The organism is Roseovarius sp. MMSF_3359 (assembly GCF_030733385.1).
Classification (GTDB): Bacteria; Pseudomonadota; Alphaproteobacteria; order Rhodobacterales; family Rhodobacteraceae; genus Roseovarius.
The window spans coordinates 1-15,376 of the sequence record NZ_JASHJC010000016.1 but is presented as its reverse complement, the minus strand read 5'-3'; the positions used below and the strand labels follow the sequence as shown (position 1 = coordinate 15,376).

The following is a 15,376-nucleotide window of genomic DNA, read 5'->3' as shown; positions in this document are numbered from 1 at the left end:
GAGTTAGAAAATAGGTATTATTTTACCCCAAATAATCAGACCGAAATATCGTCCTGCGGGTTGTCCAAAAGATCACGGATCGTATCAACCGCCTTTTCAAAGCAGCCGGTGGCGATCTGCGCGTTGATCGCCATGCGCACGGAATGCGGCGCGCGATTGTCGCGCAGCACGAAATCCTCGGACGACTTCAGCAACACGCCACGGGCCTGCGCGGCGCGGACAAAACGGCTTGCCCGCCAGCCGCCAGGCAGGGAAATCCACAAGAAAGGCACATCTTCGTGCCAGGTCACGTCATGACCGCCCAGGTGATTGACCGCAAGCCGCACCCTTTCGGCCAGGGTCGCGCGGGTCTGCTGCAGGATGTCCGGCAGGCGAGGATCGCTGAGGACCGCATTGGTGATATCGGTCAGCGGCCGCGCCAGGCCGAAACACGCAAAGCTGACCGTCCGCGAAAGTTCCTTGGAGCGGCGGCGCGGGCCAATGACCCACCCCACTCGCAGCGATGGCGTTAGGGATTTGGACAGCGACGACACGTACCAACCCAAATCCGGCAACAAGGCGCGGTAGCTTTCGGCGCTCGCGGGCGTCAGCTTGTAGCAATCGTCATCCACCACATGCAGGTTATAGCGGCGCGCGACCGAGGCGATCTCGCGGCGGCGGCGCGGGGTCGTGCGCCGCAGGGTTGGATTGTTCACCTCGGCCGAGGTCAGAAAGACCTGCGCTCGGTGCCGCCGGATCGCTTCCTGAAGCAGATCGGGGCGCGCGCCCTCATCATCACATTCGATGGCCACCACCCGCGCCCGGCAAAGCTCTGCCGCCCGGCGGAACCCCGGATAGGCATGCTGCTCTACCAGCACGACCGGGTCGGGCCCGTCCAGGACCGTCTGCAGAACCGCAAGCATCGCGTTCTGGGCGCCATGTGCCAATACAATGTCATCCGCTTCGAAATTCCCGATCGGCAACCCCGCCAGATGCGCACGCATTGTGTCACGTAGCGGACGGTCATCGGCGTCATTGGGATAGCGCATCAGGCTTCGGGTGTTGGCGCCTTCTGCGACCGTGCGCAACGCATCCCGCATCAATTCGGTCTGCCCCACATCCGGCAACCAGGGGCTGCGGAACGACACGGTTTCGGGCCATTCACTCGGCGCTTGGGGCGTGACCTGCGTATCGGCCACAAAGGTCCCTCGCCCGACCCCCGCCTCCAGCAAACCCTCGTCGATCAACAAGGAATACGCGCGCGCAACCGTTCCCGGGGTGACGGATGTCCGATAGGCAAGGTCGCGTACCGGCGGCAATTTACTCCCTTTTGCGAGCACCCCATCGGCGATCCCCTTGCGCAGGGCATTGGCCAGCGCGCGGTACTTGGATTTCCCGGCCCGGGAGAGGTCCAGCTGCCACATTGTACCCATTACAATCTTTTCCTCGACGTAACGCTTCGCAAATTGTATCACTTTTTTACGGATTAACTTGAATTGTGTCAATACAATTATGGAGATTATCATGGCACACGTACACGTCATCACCCTCGCTGACCGCCTGAAAACATCCGGCGGCTACCCCCTGCCCCTGCTGGCCCGGCTGGCCATGCAGTTCGCGGTGATCGTGACCACGTGGGACATGAAACACCGCACGCGAAAACAGCTTCTGCGCCTTGACGCGCATTTGCTGCGCGACATCGGCATCGAACGTGACGCGGCTTATACGGAGGCCCGTCGCCCATTCTGGCACTAACCATCCCTGATTGCCGGAATGTCCTGAGGGTCGGAGCTTGCCTCCGGCCCCTTTTTGTCCCCCGAAGAGGCGCGCCCCATGCTAGACACACCCATGACCGCGACCGAGACATGTTTCGATAGTGATCGGCTGATCCTGCGCTCCTGGCGGGCGACGGATCTGACGAACTTCACGCGGCTGCATGCCAACCCCCTGACGATGCGGGACTATCGCGGCCCGATCAGCGCCGAGGCCAGCCGGGAAAAGTTCAACGACTACCGCGCCCAATACCGGCGTCACGGGTTTATCCGGTGGCACGTCGCCGACAAGTCGGGGGCGTTTTTGGGCTATGTCGGGCTCTATCCCAATGGCGCCGACCATCCTTTGGGCGTCAACGCGGATATCGGCTGGCGCCTTCTGCCGGAGGCTTGGGGAAAAGGGTACGCGACCGAGGCCGCGCGCGCGACGCTGTTCCATGCGTTCGAAACCTACGGCCTGCCCGAAATCCTGGCCTATACCCAAGCAGAGAACCTGGCGTCACAGGCTGTCATCAACCGCCTGCCCCTGCACCGCGATCCCACGCGGGACTTTGTGATCGAGGACGAGATCGCCGGAACCTGGCGCGGCATGACCTGGGTCGCACGTCCCCCGGGTCACCCGGAGGGCGGGATCGAATAGGTCATGCTGGCCCGTGCAACCGGCTTTTCCAGCCCTTCGGAGAAGATCAACACCTCCCCAACCGCGAGAACGCGGCCCAGTTTCAACAACCGGCATTCGGCGATCAGATCCGCGCCCGCCGCCGGTTTGCGCATGAAATCAATCGAGCAATTCGTCGTTACCGCAAGACCCACGGGGCCGATCATCGCCAGTACCGCCAGATAGACGGACACATCCGCCAGCGCAAAAATCGACGGACCCGACACCGTGCCGCCCGGGCGCAGATGCCGCTCGCCCACGTTGAGGCGGGTACGGATGCGCATCTCTCCCAGGTCCTCGATGGTAAACTCACCAGTCACCTGCGGAAATTCGCGATCCAGAAACGCCATCAACCCTTCGGCATCCATCTGCAAAGCCATGCTTCCCTCCTTCTGCGTTCAGGGCTAAGAATGCCCCCAACAAATGCGGAGACACAAGATGCCAATTCTCGAACGCAGGGACCAAGGCGCGGTCGCACGGCTGACGCTGAACGCGCCGGAGAAACTGAACGCGCTGAGCGATGCGATGCTGGCAGCGTTGCAGGAAGAGTTCGACCGCCTGCGCGAGCAGTCGCACATCCGCGCGGTCATCATCGCCGGGGCCGGCAAGGCATTCTGCGCAGGCCACGATCTCAAGGAAATGACCCAAGGGAGGCAGACCGAGGACGGCGGCAAGGCCTACTTCGCCGATCTCTTCGCGCGGTGTGCGAAAGTGATGCTCTCGATCCGCGCCCTGCCCCAACCGGTCATCGCGCAGCCCCATGGCATCGCCACCGCCGCCGGGTGCCAGCTTGTCGCCACCTGCGACATGGCGGTTGCCGCCGAAGGCACGCGATTTGGGGTCAACGGCGTCAATATCGGGCTTTTCTGTTCCACCCCGATGGTCGCGCTCAGCCGCAACATCCCGCGCAAACAGGCGTTCGAGATGTTGACCACCGGCGAGTTCATCGACACCGACCGCGCCCTGTCGCTTGGCCTCATCAACCGCGCGGTGCCATCGGAGGACCTGGAACAGGCCACCGATGAGCTGGCGCAAACCGTCGCCTCGAAACTGGGCGTTGCGGTCAAGATCGGCAAATCAGCCTTCTACAACCAGATCGAAATGCCACTGGACGCGGCCTATGACTACACCGGGCAAGTCATGGTTGAAAACATGCTGCACCGCGATACCGCAGAGGGCATCAGCGCGTTCATCGAAAAGCGCCCGCCGGAGTGGCAGCAGGACTAGGCTCACGATCATCCCGCAATGGAATCAACCGCTTGGCGGATCGTTTCCCCAAAGATTACAGAAAGTTTCCAACCTTTTACTTTTCAGCTCTGCCACTTTTTTGCCATGATTGGGCCAGAGCTGGCGTGTTTGCCTTTCACTATTTTTCTTTTCTCTACGGTCAAAGTCCCGTCGCAACTGCGCCAGCTCTACGAAATCCTTAAAATTCAATGAAGTATTGACGGATTTCACTGTTTCCAATCCCGCGCCTCTGAATTTCCACATTTGCCATTTTCTTGCCGCAATTCTAGGGCTAGAACGCTGTTGTGGGGCGCAGTCGCACCGCGCAATTTATACGAGCGGGGGTCACCGGCACCTTATGGTTCCTCCAGGTCAGCCTCTCACTGACCGCCATTTTATCCCGCCTGGTGACCCGCTCGACCCTCTCCCTCAAATTGACCCTCGCGCGCCCTTTCCAATCCCGCGCCAATATCCTACATCGCAGCCCATGACAGAGGTGTTGCACATCATCGGCGGCGGCATGGCCGGGTCCGAGGCCGCGTGGCAGGCGGCCAATATGGGCGTGCGCGTGGTCATCCACGAAATGCGCCCCAAGGTCGCAACCTTTGCGCACCGTACCGGCGACCTGGCCGAGATGGTCTGCTCCAATTCCTTCCGCTCCGACGATGACGAACAAAACGCCGTGGGCCTCCTGCACTGGGAAATGCGGGCCGCAGGTGGGCTCATCATGCGCACTGCGGATCAACATCGCCTCCCCGCTGGTGGCGCACTTGCCGTCGATCGCGATCCTTTCGCCGCCACCGTCACCGCCGCGTTGAAATCGCACCCGCTGGTCTCGGTCGAAGAGGGCGAAATCACCGCCCTGCCCGACGATGGACACTGGATCATCGCGACCGGCCCGCTGACCTCCGAAGGGCTGGGGCAGGCCATCGCAGAAGAGACCGGCGCGGAGGCGCTGGCGTTTTTCGACGCCATCGCGCCCATCGTCTATCACGAAAGCATCGACATGACCCGCGCCTGGATGCAGTCGCGCTATGACAAGGGCGAGACCGAAGAGGAGCGTACCGCCTACCTCAACTGCCCGATGAACCGCGACCAATACGAGGCCTTCATCGACGCGCTTCTGGCGGCGGACAAAACCGAATTCCACGAAGGTGAGACCGCCGGGTATTTCGACGGCTGCCTGCCCATCGAGGTCATGGCCGAACGCGGCCGGGACACGTTGCGGTTTGGCCCGATGAAGCCCGTGGGCCTGACCAATCCGCATGCGCCCGATGACAAACCCTATGCGGTGGTGCAGCTGCGCCGGGATAACGCGCTTGGCACGCTCTACAATATCGTGGGCTTCCAAACCAAGATGAAGTACGGCGCACAAACATCTGTTTTCAAGATGATTCCTGGGCTTGAAAATGCGCAGTTTGCCCGCCTCGGCGGCATTCATCGCAATACGTTCCTGAACTCGCCGACGCTTCTTGACCATCAGATGCGGCTTAAATCCCGGCCACATGTCCGCTTCGCCGGACAGATCACCGGCGTTGAGGGGTATGTGGAATCCGCCGCGATGGGGCTCCTTGCGGGACGTCTCGCCGCCGCCGAAATCCTGGGCCATGCCCTGCCTGACCTGCCACAGGATACCGCCATGGGCGCGCTCATCCATCACATCACCGGCGGGGCCGAGGCCAAGACCTTTCAGCCGATGAACGTCAATTTCGGTCTTTTCCGCCCGGTGGACGGCCTCAAAGGCGGAAGGCGGGGCCGCAAGGACCGCTACAAGGCCTACACGGACCGTGCCAAGGCCGCCTGGACAGCATGGTTAGCCGAAACCGCACTGGACGAAACGGAGACGGTGTGATTTTCTTGCGTTATGCAAGATACGTTTCTCGACAAGGCCTATGCCCTCGAAACCGCCGAAGATACCCAGAAGCTCTATAACGACTGGGCCGCCAGTTACGATGCCGAGATTTCGGAAAACGGTTATGCCACCCCGGGCCGCGTGGCCGAGGCGCTAGATAAGCACCTGAACGAAAAGGATGTCCCGATCCTCGATTTCGGCTGTGGCACCGGGCTGTCCGGGCTGGCGCTGAAGCTGAGTGATTTCGCGGTGATCGACGGCATGGACCCGAACCCGCAGATGCTGGACCAGGCCCACGCCAAGGATGCCTATCGCCGCCTCACATTGCTGGACCTCGAAGACGAGACACCGATCGAACAGGGCAGCTATGCCGCGATCGCTGCAATTGGCGTCATCGGCACCGGCGCTGCCCCGGCCAGCACGCTCGACCTGCTGATGAACGCGCTCAACCCGGGCGGCATGCTGGCCTTCAGCCTCAACGACCATGCGCTCGCGGATCATCAATACCCCGCCCGCCTGAACCAATGGCTCGATTGCGGCGCGGCACGGCTTCTGTTCCAACGCTACGGTCCGCACCTCCCGAAACAGGGCATCAAGTGCAACGTCTACGTTATTGAAAAAGCGTGACATTCACTACACGCTTCGCGCCATCCCCCACCGGACCGCTGCATCTCGGCCATGCCTATTCTGCCCTGCTGGCGCATGATATGGCACAGGCCGAGGCGGGCCTCTTCCACTTGCGCATTGACGATCTGGACACAACGCGGTCGCGCATGGAATGGGAAGAACAGCTCAAATCGGACCTCACCTGGCTGGGCATTTCATGGCCCGAACCCTGCCGACGCGAATCTGATCATATGGCGAGCTATGACGCCGCGCTGGACCGCCTGTGGGAAATGGGCCTGCTCTACCCCTGTACCTGCTCTCGCCGCGACATTCGCGAGGCCCTGTCCGCACCGCAGGAAGGTGAATCCATCGAAGGCCCGGATGGGCTTGTCTATCCCGGCACTTGCCGGAGCGAAATGGCATATGAACGCAGCTTCCCGGAAAATCATGCGCGTCCCAAGGGTGTGACCATGCGCCTCGACATGTCGATGGCCTGCCAGATGCTGAGCGACGGACCACTCGCGTTCTTTCGGCATCGGATTGATACCCCGGAGGGCGGCTGGCACAGATATGGCTCCTTTACCGAGACGGGTGAAGGCCCCAGTGGTGAAACCGGTCTAATTGAAATTGCACCGGAGCATCTGTGCCAGGCCGTTGGGGATGTAGTCCTCTCGCGCAAAGATTCTGGTGCCGCCTATCACTTGGCGGTCGTGGTCGATGACGCGGCCCAGGGGATCACCCATGTCATCCGCGGCCAGGACCTGTTCGAGGCCACCAAGATCCACGTCACCCTGCAACATCTGCTCGACCTGCCCACGCCGACCTACCATCATCATGGCCTCATTCGCGACGACCAAGGCAAGCGCCTCGCCAAACGCGACGATGCCCGCGCCATCGCCAAATACCGCCAGGACGGCGCCACACCGCAGGATATTCGCGCCATGGTCGACCTGGGCTAATTCTTCTTGGCAAAAATACTCAAATTGCGCTCAGCCCGCCTGCGGCGCCATCGTCACGACTTCCTTCCCGTCGCGTATCGCCGTGTAGAAGCAGCTTCGCCGGTTCGTGTGGCACGCAGCCCCCGTCTGCCGGATCGACAAAAGCAGGCAATCGCGGTCGCAATCCACCCGCAATTCAACGAGTTCCTGCACATGCCCCGACGTCTCGCCCTTGATCCAGAATTGTTGCCGCGACCGGCTCCAATAGGTCACGCGCCCGGTCTCCAGTGTCCGTGCCACCGCCTCGGCGTTCATCCACGCCATCATCAACACGTCGCCATTCTCGGCGTCCTGCGCAATCGCGGGGATCAATCCCGCCTCGTTATAGCTCAATGTCGCCGGATCGAACTCCATCACCAGACACCCTTTTCAACTCTCTTCGCTGCCTCTATTTATGGGGTCGATCCGGAAAGGAAAAGCCATGAGCACGGAAACTGACCTCATCAAGCTCTACTCCGCGCGCATTCTCGCGCTGGCCGCCGATATTCCGCGCCATGGCCGGCTGGATGCGCCCAATGCGTCGGTGAAACGCCGTGCGCCGCTTTGCGGGTCCACGGTGACCGTTGACATCAATGTCATCGACGGTCGGATCAGCGATTACGCGGCCGAGGTCAAGGCCTGCGCCCTGGGACAGGCCGCCGCCAGCGTCGTGGGCGCGGGCATTATCGGCTGCAGCGCCGAGCAAGTGATCACGGCCCGCGATCAGCTCAAGGCAATGCTGAAAAACGACGGACCGGTCCCCGATGCGCCATTTGACGGGCTTGAGGTGCTTCAACCGGCAAAAGACTACAAGAACCGCCACGCCTCGATCCTGCTGACGCTTGAAGCCTCGGTGGAAGCTCTCGAGGAAATCGGCGCCAAGTCCTCCTGCGCCTGAGATCACGGATGTCCCCACGTACTGTATGGCAGTTCAATTTCACCGGCTGGCTTCTCTTCACGGTCTCCGCAGTATTCTTCCTCTGGGGCACCTGGAAAGCCGGCGACGTGATCGGCATCCTCGCCAGCCTCGCGTTTCTCATCGCCTGTATCGTCTTCATCATCCCCGTCTGGATTCACCGCCCCGGCAAGGGTGATTGAACGCCCAGGGAAACAGCATCTGCAGATTGGGCGGCTGCCTTGAGCCCTAAGATGGACGTTTCGAGTGTCTGCACGCGCGGGATCCAGGCGCGTAGCGCCGCCGCGCGATCGCCAGGCCGCCCACAAGGGCTGGCGATTGGGAGAGATTGCGCACCGATCAGAGGTCTTCCAGACCTGGCAAAGATAAAGTGTGCCTAAGAACGGTTGATCGCCATCCCGCGGTCTGGCCATCGCACGCCTCGTTCTTGGATGTCAGGCTCGTCCGCAAAGCGGGCATCCCGCAAAAAACTCAAGGTATCGTGCAAAAAAAAGAGCGCCACGGGGCGCTCTTTTCTAGATGGTTTCAGGCGGCGCTGTCCTGCGGGATGCGCAGAACCTGACCGGGATAGATCTTGTCGGGATGCGACAGCATCGGCCGGTTAGCCTCGAAAATCTCGTTGTAGCGGTTCGCATTGCCAAGCGTCTTCTTGGCAATCGCCGACAGCGTGTCACCGCTTTCGACCGTATGGAACACGGTACCCTCGCCGTCGCCATCATCTTCGACAGCCGCCACACCGGCCACGTTGCCAACAGCCAGCATGACCTTCTCACGGATCTCCTGGCTCACTCCCATACCGGCGACTTTGACCTTGTCGCCCTCGACCGAAATATCGAGACCCTCAGTATCGAGGCCCAGATCGGCCACCTCTTTCTCCAACGCCTCTGCCGTCGGCTCTTCATCGCCGCCAAACAGTTTCTTGCCCGAGTCCTTCATGAAACTCCACAAACCCATTATTCCACCCTCATTAAGTTTCGATGGCCTGACGATGCGCAAAGCCCGCCCGCAAGGCTAGTGGGAAAAATACCGGTTCGGCATCAAATCCGGGCTGCCTCCTATGCGGAGGACTTGCGCGTACTCAACAGCAGGTTCGTCTCGGAATGGGCAATGCCATCAAGCCGCCGGATCTGGGCCAGTGTGCTGTCCAGCGCCTCCAGCGTTTCGGTGCCGATCTCGATAATGACATCCCACCGTCCGTTGGTGGTGTGAATGGCCCGCACCGCACTCATCCCCGACAATTGCCGCAGGATGCGCTGCGTCCCGCGCCCCTCGATACCAAGCATCATCAGCCCGCGCACGGGATCACGCGCCACGTCGCCCTTCAAGACGACGGTAAAGCCCACGATCTCGCCAGCATTGCGCAGCCGTTCGATCCGGCCCCGCACGGTCGTACGCGACACGCCAAGCGATGATGCCAGATCCGAAAGCGACGCCCGGGCGTCATGGCGTAGGGCAGAAATCAGGCGGCGGTCGGTTTCGTCCATTTTGGAGGTTTCCATTTCCGTTTTGCTAAAAGGCCGCCCAATAAGTGCAAAATGAGGGGTTAAATTCAACCCATTTCGGCAGAATCATATGGGAAATCGAGAAAACGAGGCGAATATGACCCAAAAAACATGTATTCTGATTGGCGCACCGGTTGATAGCGGCAAGGCGCGTCAGGGCTGCCTGATGGGGCCGGATGCGTATCGCGTGGCGGGAATTGCCGAGGCATTGTCGGACCTGGGCCACAGCGTGGTTGACATGGGCAACCTCAGCCCTGCGCAGGTCGATGCCCCGAAGGACGCGCCGGACCACCTGGTGAAACCGGCCGAGACCATTGGTTGGACCATGACCTTGCGCGATGCGGCACAGGATGCGATGAAAAACGGTCTGCCAATTTTCCTGGGCGGCGATCACAGCCTGTCACTGGGGTCGGTCACCGGCGTGGCAAACCACGCGGCGCATGTGGGCCGTCCGCAATTCGTGCTCTGGCTCGATGCGCATAGCGATTATCACACCCCCTACTCGACCGCGTCGGGCAACCTGCACGGCACACCGGTGGGGTATCTGGCGGGTCTCGACGGGTTCGATGGCTTTCCCAAGGTCAAGAACCCCGTGCCGCAGGAGCAGATCTGCCTGCTCGGCCTGCGGTCCGTGGACGGCCCGGAGCGTGAGAAGCTGCAAGCCACCGACATTCACTGCCACGACATGCGCGCGATCGACGAAACTGGCATCGCTCGGCCGTTGACCGCCTTCCTCGACCTCGTGGCCAAGGCGGGTGGTGATCTGCATGTCTCGCTTGACGTGGATTTCCTCGACCCGTCCTTCGCCCCTGCCGTCGGCACCACCGTCCCGGGGGGCGCGACCATGCGCGAGGCGCATCTGGCGATGGAGATCATCTGCGACAGCGGTTTGATGACCTCGCTCGACCTGGTGGAACTGAACCCGTTCCTGGACGAGCGCGGACGCACCGCGCAGGTCATGGTCGATCTGGCCGCCTCGGCGCTTGGCCGCCGCGTCTTTGACCGTCCGACCCGGGCCTTTTCATGAGTGTGCAGGCCCCTTCCAGCGTGGTGATGATCCGGCCCAACCGGTTTCACCCCAACCCCGAGACCGCGGGCGACAACCGGTTCCAGTCGATCCCCGACCTCTCGGCAGAGGAAGTGGCCGCCCGCGCCCAGGCGGAGTTTGACGGCGCAGTTGCCAAGCTGCGAGAGGCGGGCGTCACCGTTCACGTCTTCCAGGATGAAAACGACGACACACCGGATTCGATCTTTCCGAACAACTGGTTCTCGACCCATTCCGGCGGCCATGTGGCGATCTATCCGATGTTCGCCGAGAACCGGCGGCGCGAGCGGCGCATGGACGTGATCGAGATGCTCAAGACCGAGTACCGCGTGGCCGAGGTGACGGATTACTCCGGGCTGGAGCCTGATGGCCTGTCGCTTGAAGGCACCGGCGCGATGGTGCTCGACCATATCGGGCGGCTGGCCTTTGTGGCGCGGTCGCACCGGGCCGATCCGATCCTGCTGGAGCGGTTTTGCACGCGGTTTGGCTACGAGCCCATCGTCTTCGATGCGGTCGATGAAAGCGGCACGCCCGTCTATCACACCAATGTGGTGATGGCGATTGGCACCGAGGTGGCGATGGTCGGCCTTGATATGGTGCCCGGTGACGAACGACGTGCAACCATTGTCGAGCGCCTTGAGGAAACCCGGCGTGTCGTGATCCCGCTCAGCCACCGTCAGATTGCCGAATTTGCCGGCAACGCGATCGAGCTTGAAACGCCCGGCGGGCTGGTCCTCGCCCTCTCGGCCCGCGCCCTGGCCGCGCTTGATGCCGATCAGATTGCCATTCTGGAAAAATCCGTGCGGCTGGTCCCTCTCGACCTGCCCACCATCGAAAGCGCCGGCGGCTCCGCCCGCTGCATGATCGCGGGTCTGCACCTGGCCCGCCGCCCCAATTGAAGGATTGCTGATATGACCAACCTTTCCCCCTCCGACAAGGCCCTGGTGCCGTTTGTCTCCGTCGACAACATGATGAAGCTGGTGCATCACATCGGGCTTGAGCCGATGCTGAAGGGCCTCGCCGACTATATCGAGGCCGATTTCAAGCGTTGGGAGCTTTTCGACAAGACCCCGCGCGTGGCCAGCCATTCCGCCGAGGGTGTGATCGAACTGATGCCCACCTCCGACGGTGAGGTCTATGGGTTCAAATACGTGAACGGCCATCCGAAGAACATGAAAGAAGGCCTGCAAACCGTTACGGCATTTGGCCTTTTGGCCGATGTGGGCAACGGATACCCGGTGCTGTTGAGCGAGATGACCGTGCTCACCGCTCTGCGCACCGCGGCGACTTCGGCCATGGTCGCGAAGCACCTTGCCCCCAAGGGCGCGACCACCATGGCGATGATCGGCAACGGCGCGCAATCCGAATTCCAGTCGCTGGCGATGAAGGCCATTTGCGGCGTTGATACCGTGCGGCTATACGATATCGACCCGGCGGCCACCGAAAAGGCCGCGCGCAACCTCGAAGGTTGGGGCATGAAGGTTGTTGCCTGCAAAAGTGCCGAGGAGAGCATGGAGGGTGCGGGGATCATCACAACCTGCACCGCCGACAAGCAATATGCCACGATCCTGACCGACAACATGATCGGTGCGGGTGTACATATCAACGCGATCGGGGGCGATTGCCCCGGCAAGACGGAGCTGCACAAGGATATCCTGACCCGCTCGGACGTCTTCGTGGAATACCCGCCGCAGACCCGGATCGAGGGAGAGATTCAACAGATGCCCGAAGATTTCGCGGTGACCGAGATGTGGGAGGTGATCAACGGGACCGCCGAGGGCCGCACGAACGAGCGGCAGATCACGCTTTTCGACTCGGTTGGCTTTGCGATCGAGGATTTCAGCGCCCTGCGCTTCGTGCGCGATCGCATCCAGGGGACGGAGCTTTTCATGGATCTCGACCTGCTGGCCGATCCGGACGATCCGCGCGACCTCTTTGGCATGGTGCAGCGCGCGGCAGTCTGATTTTTCTCCCCGGGTCCGGTGGTTTGGGGAACCGTGGACCCGGGGAGAGAGTGACGACCAGGCTCAGCCGTCACTGGGGGACGGTACAAGGCCCTTCTCGAGCCCCATAATCATCTCGTCATCGTCCAGCACACCGTCATTGTTGGTATCGACCTCGGCAAAGACCTCCGCGGTGATATCGGGATAGACTGCCTGCACCTCGTCGACGGTCATCACACCGTCGCCATTGGCATCGACCTCAACGGCGCGCTCACCCATGGCGATGGCCGAGTTGGCAAGCGCGCCAAGCCCGATCAGGATTGCGATAAATTTGGTCATGTGATGTCTCCTTGGACAATGATTTCGGCAAGGACGCGGACTGCGCCCCTTTCGACATGCAAGACGGGGAAACCGGCATTTGCGTCCGGTCAAAACGGCGCCCGGCGCCGCCCGCGCAAAGCCCCGCCTATCGCTTAGGTTGCAAGCGGCAGAAGCCTGCCCAAAAAGGGGCCGATTGCCGGATCGGCGGAATCTGCCCATTTGAAACCCGCGTGTCATCGGCGCAAACAGGCGGCAGGATTGATCATGACCGGGATACCCAATGCCCTGCCCGACCGACCCGCCCACCGCCCTGTGCGACCTGATGCCCGCGATGACCCGCCTGGCGCGGCACCTGACCGGCAATCGGGACCAGGCGCAGGATCTGTGTCAGGAGGTTCTTTTGAAGCTCTGGGCACGGCTTCAGGCAGGCCACGAGGTTGAGGACCTGCGTGCCTATGCGATGGCCGCCCTGAGAAACCAATACCGGCAGCAGTTGCGCGAAATCGTCCCGGCAACCGAGTTGAACGAGGTGGACGAACCGGTGGCGCCCATCGTCTTTGCCACGCTTGCGGTGCATGACCTGGAAGAAGCGATTGCTGACCTGCCCACGCCCCAGGCCCGCCTGATCCGCCTTGTGGCCGAGGGCGAAACCAGTCCGATCAGGCTCGCGGAGATCGTGGACTGTCCGGTGGGGACTGTCATGTCGCGCCTCGCCCGCGCGCGGGCCAAACTGCGGGCCAAGGTTGGGTTAGGCGAAAATTCACCAACTGCCGACCTCTTGTGACGCAGGCTTGCGTGAATGCGCCGCTCTGCTTAGAGATGTAGGTAAGGTATTGTAAGGGCAGTGAGTTGGAAGCTTTAAGAAACTGGCAGGATCGACGCGAACACCCTTGGAAAGACGTCTATTATGACGCTTTGCGCCTATGGCGGGGGGAGCGCGGGCATACCCTGCTCTATGATTACATGGATCTGCCCGAAGGCGGCACCGTGTTCGATTTCGGCGGCGATGATGGCAAGTGGGCCGAGATTGTCCTCAACCAGCAGCCCGATTGCACCATCCACCTCTTCGAGCCGCACCCGCGAAAAGCGGCCAGCCTGCGCGGGACCTACCGCGAAGATGACCGGGTGAAGGTCTATGACTACGCGCTCGGCTCGGCCGAGGGGAAGCTGCCCCTGCCCGAAGCCTCGGTCAGCGGGGTCGAGGCCACCGTCGATGTCGTTTCGGTCAAGCGGTATTTCGACACGTTCGACTTCCCGCAGATCGACCTGATGAAGCTCAATATCGGTGGGGCGGAATATGATCTCCTCCCGGCGCTGATGCGGGGTGGCGTTTTGCAGCGGACCAAACGGGTGCAGATCCAATTCCACCTCAAGGGCGAAAGCCAGATCGCCGATCGCGACGATATCCGCGCCGGCATGGCCGCCAGCCACGATTGCGCCTGGAGCTATCCGTTTATCTGGGAAGAATGGCACCTGCGGGCGTAACGTAGGACTTTTGGAATTCCAAGGCAGCATCGAGTCCAATACTGCCAGTATTCCACCACGCAGTGAATGTCTGTTATTCTGGATTCAGCCCAAAGAACTGCCGACGGTTGTTTGACGCGCTTCCTTCATTTTGTGCTACATTGACGTGTAAACTCGCTAAACTTAGTTTTGCAAGAATGCGGATCGGTATCTAAAGCAATCTTCGCGAGTCAGACTTCAGAAAAAACTTCATTTTCCGAGTGAAGGTGACAATTTGGTTTTTGGATTTTGAAATGAATAACGATAAGAACTCAAGCCTTATAGATAGAGTATTTATCACACTCCTTTCGATAACTGCTTTCGCGCTTGTGTTGTTCCTTTTCAGCGGTTTCTCCGCAAGCAGAAACCTCAATAAGCAGTATCCAATTGTAGGGGAAGCCATGGAACTCGAAGTGCCCGGAAAGTGGTTCGAGAAGTGTTATACTCATCTGTTTGGTTTGGCACACATTTCGTCACATGGTGTATTCGATTACAACACTACTGAGAGTGTTCCGTTCAAGGAAATCTATAGCACGAACAGCGGCTATTTGATGGACTATATCACTCAGGTCAACGCGCTTCCCGGACAGTATGATGGCATCGTCTCAGATGTGATTTCCAGCAATGACGGACCATTTCCCGAATATACTCTTGAAAAACTCGAAGATGGAGCTGTTGAGATGCGCCTTGCGAGAAAAACGCAACTCTCTCAAAGCGCTGACGGCTACGGATTTTGTACGTTCAGATCTGTCGATAATGATTTAATCCAGCAAGTAGGCTTTAATCTCTCTGACCCAGTGGATTACTTGCGGAAACCAATTAACGGTGAGGTTCGCTTTGAGGTGGTCAACGATGCCTTATTGTCGTTGCCCGATGATGGTATGAATCGTTAATCACTGGCCAGCAAAAATGACCTATTTGGAGAACATTCGTTCGAGATTTTGGTGAACAACGTTTTACCAGGCGGATAGTAGTTTCTTTAAAGCAGCCGTGGGTGGTGACCTGAGCCCCAAGTTTCCTCCACCTTGCGGAGAGTCCTTGGTTTGGGTTTGATCGCCTTACGCGGCCAGTTTGT

21 protein-coding genes are annotated in these 15,376 nt (G+C 60.4%); 14 read left to right on the top strand and 7 right to left on the bottom strand.

Annotation, left to right across the window (positions count from 1 at the left end; all coding sequences use genetic code 11):
* Nucleotides 1–35 precede the first annotated feature (35 nt).
* Nucleotides 36–1,412: a PLP-dependent aminotransferase family protein gene (locus RBB29_RS18935; RefSeq protein WP_306116385.1), complete on the bottom strand. Its 1,377-nt coding sequence runs from the start codon at nucleotides 1,410–1,412 to the stop codon at nucleotides 36–38.
* Nucleotides 1,413–1,503: 91 nt separating this feature from the next.
* On the opposite strand from RBB29_RS18935, the gene RBB29_RS18930 reads away from it, so the two are divergent.
* Both RBB29_RS18930 and RBB29_RS18925 read left to right on the top strand, forming a co-directional pair.
* On the top strand, nucleotides 1,504–1,734 hold the full coding sequence (locus tag RBB29_RS18930) for a DUF1127 domain-containing protein (RefSeq protein ID WP_306116386.1): 231 nt from the start codon (nucleotides 1,504–1,506) through the stop codon (nucleotides 1,732–1,734).
* A gap of 78 nt (nucleotides 1,735–1,812) precedes the next feature.
* Entirely contained in the window at nucleotides 1,813–2,391 is a 579-nt protein-coding gene (locus RBB29_RS18925) for a GNAT family N-acetyltransferase (protein WP_306116387.1), read from the top strand.
* On the opposite strand, the gene RBB29_RS18920 is transcribed toward RBB29_RS18925, so the two are convergent.
* Entirely contained in the window at nucleotides 2,367–2,789 is a 423-nt protein-coding gene (locus RBB29_RS18920) for a PaaI family thioesterase (protein WP_306116388.1), read from the bottom strand. The two genes, RBB29_RS18925 and RBB29_RS18920, sit on opposite strands and share 25 nt — an antisense overlap.
* Nucleotides 2,790–2,832: 43 nt before the next feature.
* Here RBB29_RS18920 and RBB29_RS18915 point away from each other — a divergent pair, with 43 nt between their 5' ends.
* Nucleotides 2,833–3,636 carry an enoyl-CoA hydratase gene (locus RBB29_RS18915; protein WP_306116389.1) on the top strand — a complete coding sequence of 268 codons (804 nt, stop codon included), beginning with the start codon at nucleotides 2,833–2,835 and terminating at the stop codon, nucleotides 3,634–3,636.
* A gap of 24 nt (nucleotides 3,637–3,660) precedes the next feature.
* Here RBB29_RS18915 and RBB29_RS18910 read toward each other — a convergent pair whose 3' ends face one another.
* Nucleotides 3,661–3,900 carry a hypothetical protein gene (locus RBB29_RS18910; RefSeq protein WP_306116390.1) on the bottom strand — a complete coding sequence of 80 codons (240 nt, stop codon included), beginning with the start codon at nucleotides 3,898–3,900 and terminating at the stop codon, nucleotides 3,661–3,663.
* A 223-nt stretch (nucleotides 3,901–4,123) separates the two neighbouring features.
* Between RBB29_RS18910 and trmFO the strand changes: the two genes are divergently transcribed.
* The 3 genes from trmFO to gluQRS are packed head-to-tail and all read left to right on the top strand — an operon-like array spanning nucleotide 4,124 to nucleotide 7,053.
* Nucleotides 4,124–5,488 carry a methylenetetrahydrofolate--tRNA-(uracil(54)-C(5))-methyltransferase (FADH(2)-oxidizing) TrmFO gene (gene trmFO / locus RBB29_RS18905; protein WP_306116391.1) on the top strand — a complete coding sequence of 455 codons (1,365 nt, stop codon included), beginning with the start codon at nucleotides 4,124–4,126 and terminating at the stop codon, nucleotides 5,486–5,488.
* 12 nt (nucleotides 5,489–5,500) lie between these two features.
* Nucleotides 5,501–6,115, top strand: coding sequence for a class I SAM-dependent methyltransferase (locus tag RBB29_RS18900; protein ID WP_306116392.1), 615 nt, complete (start codon nucleotides 5,501–5,503; stop codon nucleotides 6,113–6,115).
* Nucleotides 6,112–7,053, top strand: coding sequence for a tRNA glutamyl-Q(34) synthetase GluQRS (gluQRS, locus tag RBB29_RS18895; RefSeq protein WP_306116393.1), 942 nt, complete (start codon nucleotides 6,112–6,114; stop codon nucleotides 7,051–7,053). The genes RBB29_RS18900 and gluQRS overlap by 4 nt, the downstream gene beginning before the upstream one ends.
* A 30-nt stretch (nucleotides 7,054–7,083) precedes the next feature.
* Here the strand turns inward: gluQRS and hisI are convergent, their stop codons facing one another.
* Nucleotides 7,084–7,446, bottom strand: a complete 363-nt coding sequence (gene hisI, locus RBB29_RS18890; protein WP_306116394.1) for a phosphoribosyl-AMP cyclohydrolase — start codon at nucleotides 7,444–7,446, stop codon at nucleotides 7,084–7,086.
* 67 nt (nucleotides 7,447–7,513) lie between these two features.
* Between hisI and RBB29_RS18885 the strand changes: the two genes are divergently transcribed.
* Together RBB29_RS18885 and RBB29_RS18880 are read left to right on the top strand one after the other, a co-directional pair.
* Nucleotides 7,514–7,969, top strand: coding sequence for an iron-sulfur cluster assembly scaffold protein (locus RBB29_RS18885; protein ID WP_306116395.1), 456 nt, complete (start codon nucleotides 7,514–7,516; stop codon nucleotides 7,967–7,969).
* A gap of 8 nt (nucleotides 7,970–7,977) precedes the next feature.
* On the top strand, nucleotides 7,978–8,169 hold the full coding sequence (locus tag RBB29_RS18880; protein WP_306116396.1) for a cytochrome oxidase subunit III: 192 nt from the start codon (nucleotides 7,978–7,980) through the stop codon (nucleotides 8,167–8,169).
* 343 nt (nucleotides 8,170–8,512) lie between these two features.
* Here RBB29_RS18880 and lysM read toward each other — a convergent pair whose 3' ends face one another.
* Together lysM and RBB29_RS18870 are read right to left on the bottom strand one after the other, a co-directional pair.
* Nucleotides 8,513–8,941, bottom strand: a complete 429-nt coding sequence (gene lysM / locus RBB29_RS18875; protein WP_306116397.1) for a peptidoglycan-binding protein LysM — start codon at nucleotides 8,939–8,941, stop codon at nucleotides 8,513–8,515.
* Nucleotides 8,942–9,042: 101 nt separating this feature from the next.
* Nucleotides 9,043–9,471 (bottom strand): Lrp/AsnC family transcriptional regulator, encoded by a 429-nt coding sequence (locus RBB29_RS18870; RefSeq protein ID WP_306116409.1) that lies wholly within the window; start codon nucleotides 9,469–9,471, stop codon nucleotides 9,043–9,045.
* A gap of 115 nt (nucleotides 9,472–9,586) precedes the next feature.
* On the opposite strand from RBB29_RS18870, the gene rocF reads away from it, so the two are divergent.
* Genes rocF through RBB29_RS18855 form a run of 3 tightly spaced genes read left to right on the top strand, consistent with a single transcriptional unit; the run spans nucleotide 9,587 to nucleotide 12,498 of the window.
* Complete coding sequence (gene rocF, locus RBB29_RS18865) at nucleotides 9,587–10,516, top strand: arginase (RefSeq protein WP_306116398.1); 930 nt, start codon at nucleotides 9,587–9,589, stop codon at nucleotides 10,514–10,516.
* Nucleotides 10,513–11,433, top strand: coding sequence for a citrulline utilization hydrolase CtlX (gene ctlX, locus RBB29_RS18860; protein WP_306116399.1), 921 nt, complete (start codon nucleotides 10,513–10,515; stop codon nucleotides 11,431–11,433). Before rocF ends, ctlX begins: the two co-directional genes overlap by 4 nt.
* A gap of 12 nt (nucleotides 11,434–11,445) precedes the next feature.
* Nucleotides 11,446–12,498: an ornithine cyclodeaminase gene (locus RBB29_RS18855; RefSeq protein WP_306116400.1), complete on the top strand. Its 1,053-nt coding sequence runs from the start codon at nucleotides 11,446–11,448 to the stop codon at nucleotides 12,496–12,498.
* 63 nt (nucleotides 12,499–12,561) lie between these two features.
* Here the strand turns inward: RBB29_RS18855 and RBB29_RS18850 are convergent, their stop codons facing one another.
* Nucleotides 12,562–12,816: an EF-hand domain-containing protein gene (locus RBB29_RS18850; protein WP_306116401.1), complete on the bottom strand. Its 255-nt coding sequence runs from the start codon at nucleotides 12,814–12,816 to the stop codon at nucleotides 12,562–12,564.
* A 262-nt stretch (nucleotides 12,817–13,078) separates the two neighbouring features.
* On the opposite strand from RBB29_RS18850, the gene RBB29_RS18845 reads away from it, so the two are divergent.
* The 3 genes from RBB29_RS18845 to RBB29_RS18835 all read left to right on the top strand — a co-directional run bounded on the left by RBB29_RS18845 (nucleotide 13,079) and on the right by RBB29_RS18835 (nucleotide 15,194).
* On the top strand, nucleotides 13,079–13,582 hold the full coding sequence (locus RBB29_RS18845) for an RNA polymerase sigma factor (protein WP_306116402.1): 504 nt from the start codon (nucleotides 13,079–13,081) through the stop codon (nucleotides 13,580–13,582).
* Between the two features lie 65 nt (nucleotides 13,583–13,647).
* On the top strand, nucleotides 13,648–14,283 hold the full coding sequence (locus RBB29_RS18840; protein ID WP_306116403.1) for an FkbM family methyltransferase: 636 nt from the start codon (nucleotides 13,648–13,650) through the stop codon (nucleotides 14,281–14,283).
* 272 nt (nucleotides 14,284–14,555) lie between these two features.
* Entirely contained in the window at nucleotides 14,556–15,194 is a 639-nt protein-coding gene (locus RBB29_RS18835) for a hypothetical protein (protein ID WP_306121203.1), read from the top strand.
* Nucleotides 15,195–15,376 lie beyond the last annotated feature (182 nt).

Bases quoted from the DNA above. Each gene is read 5' to 3' on its own strand.
- RBB29_RS18935 (WP_306116385.1), bottom strand. From the start codon at position 1,412: ATGGGTACAATGTGGCAGCTGGACCTCTCCCGGGCCGGGAAATCCAAG.
- RBB29_RS18930 (WP_306116386.1), top strand. From the start codon at position 1,504: ATGGCACACGTACACGTCATCACCCTCGCTGACCGCCTGAAAACATCC.
- RBB29_RS18925 (WP_306116387.1), top strand. From the start codon at position 1,813: ATGCTAGACACACCCATGACCGCGACCGAGACATGTTTCGATAGTGAT.
- RBB29_RS18920 (WP_306116388.1), bottom strand. From the start codon at position 2,789: ATGGCTTTGCAGATGGATGCCGAAGGGTTGATGGCGTTTCTGGATCGC.
- RBB29_RS18915 (WP_306116389.1), top strand. From the start codon at position 2,833: ATGCGGAGACACAAGATGCCAATTCTCGAACGCAGGGACCAAGGCGCG.
- RBB29_RS18910 (WP_306116390.1), bottom strand. From the start codon at position 3,900: ATGTGGAAATTCAGAGGCGCGGGATTGGAAACAGTGAAATCCGTCAAT.
- trmFO (WP_306116391.1), top strand. From the start codon at position 4,124: ATGACAGAGGTGTTGCACATCATCGGCGGCGGCATGGCCGGGTCCGAG.
- RBB29_RS18900 (WP_306116392.1), top strand. From the start codon at position 5,501: ATGCAAGATACGTTTCTCGACAAGGCCTATGCCCTCGAAACCGCCGAA.
- hisI (WP_306116394.1), bottom strand. From the start codon at position 7,446: ATGGAGTTCGATCCGGCGACATTGAGCTATAACGAGGCGGGATTGATC.
- RBB29_RS18885 (WP_306116395.1), top strand. From the start codon at position 7,514: ATGAGCACGGAAACTGACCTCATCAAGCTCTACTCCGCGCGCATTCTC.
- RBB29_RS18880 (WP_306116396.1), top strand. From the start codon at position 7,978: ATGTCCCCACGTACTGTATGGCAGTTCAATTTCACCGGCTGGCTTCTC.
- lysM (WP_306116397.1), bottom strand. From the start codon at position 8,941: ATGGGTTTGTGGAGTTTCATGAAGGACTCGGGCAAGAAACTGTTTGGC.
- RBB29_RS18870 (WP_306116409.1), bottom strand. From the start codon at position 9,471: ATGGACGAAACCGACCGCCGCCTGATTTCTGCCCTACGCCATGACGCC.
- rocF (WP_306116398.1), top strand. From the start codon at position 9,587: ATGACCCAAAAAACATGTATTCTGATTGGCGCACCGGTTGATAGCGGC.
- ctlX (WP_306116399.1), top strand. From the start codon at position 10,513: ATGAGTGTGCAGGCCCCTTCCAGCGTGGTGATGATCCGGCCCAACCGG.
- RBB29_RS18855 (WP_306116400.1), top strand. From the start codon at position 11,446: ATGACCAACCTTTCCCCCTCCGACAAGGCCCTGGTGCCGTTTGTCTCC.
- RBB29_RS18850 (WP_306116401.1), bottom strand. From the start codon at position 12,816: ATGACCAAATTTATCGCAATCCTGATCGGGCTTGGCGCGCTTGCCAAC.
- RBB29_RS18845 (WP_306116402.1), top strand. From the start codon at position 13,079: ATGCCCTGCCCGACCGACCCGCCCACCGCCCTGTGCGACCTGATGCCC.
- RBB29_RS18835 (WP_306121203.1), top strand. From the start codon at position 14,556: ATGAATAACGATAAGAACTCAAGCCTTATAGATAGAGTATTTATCACA.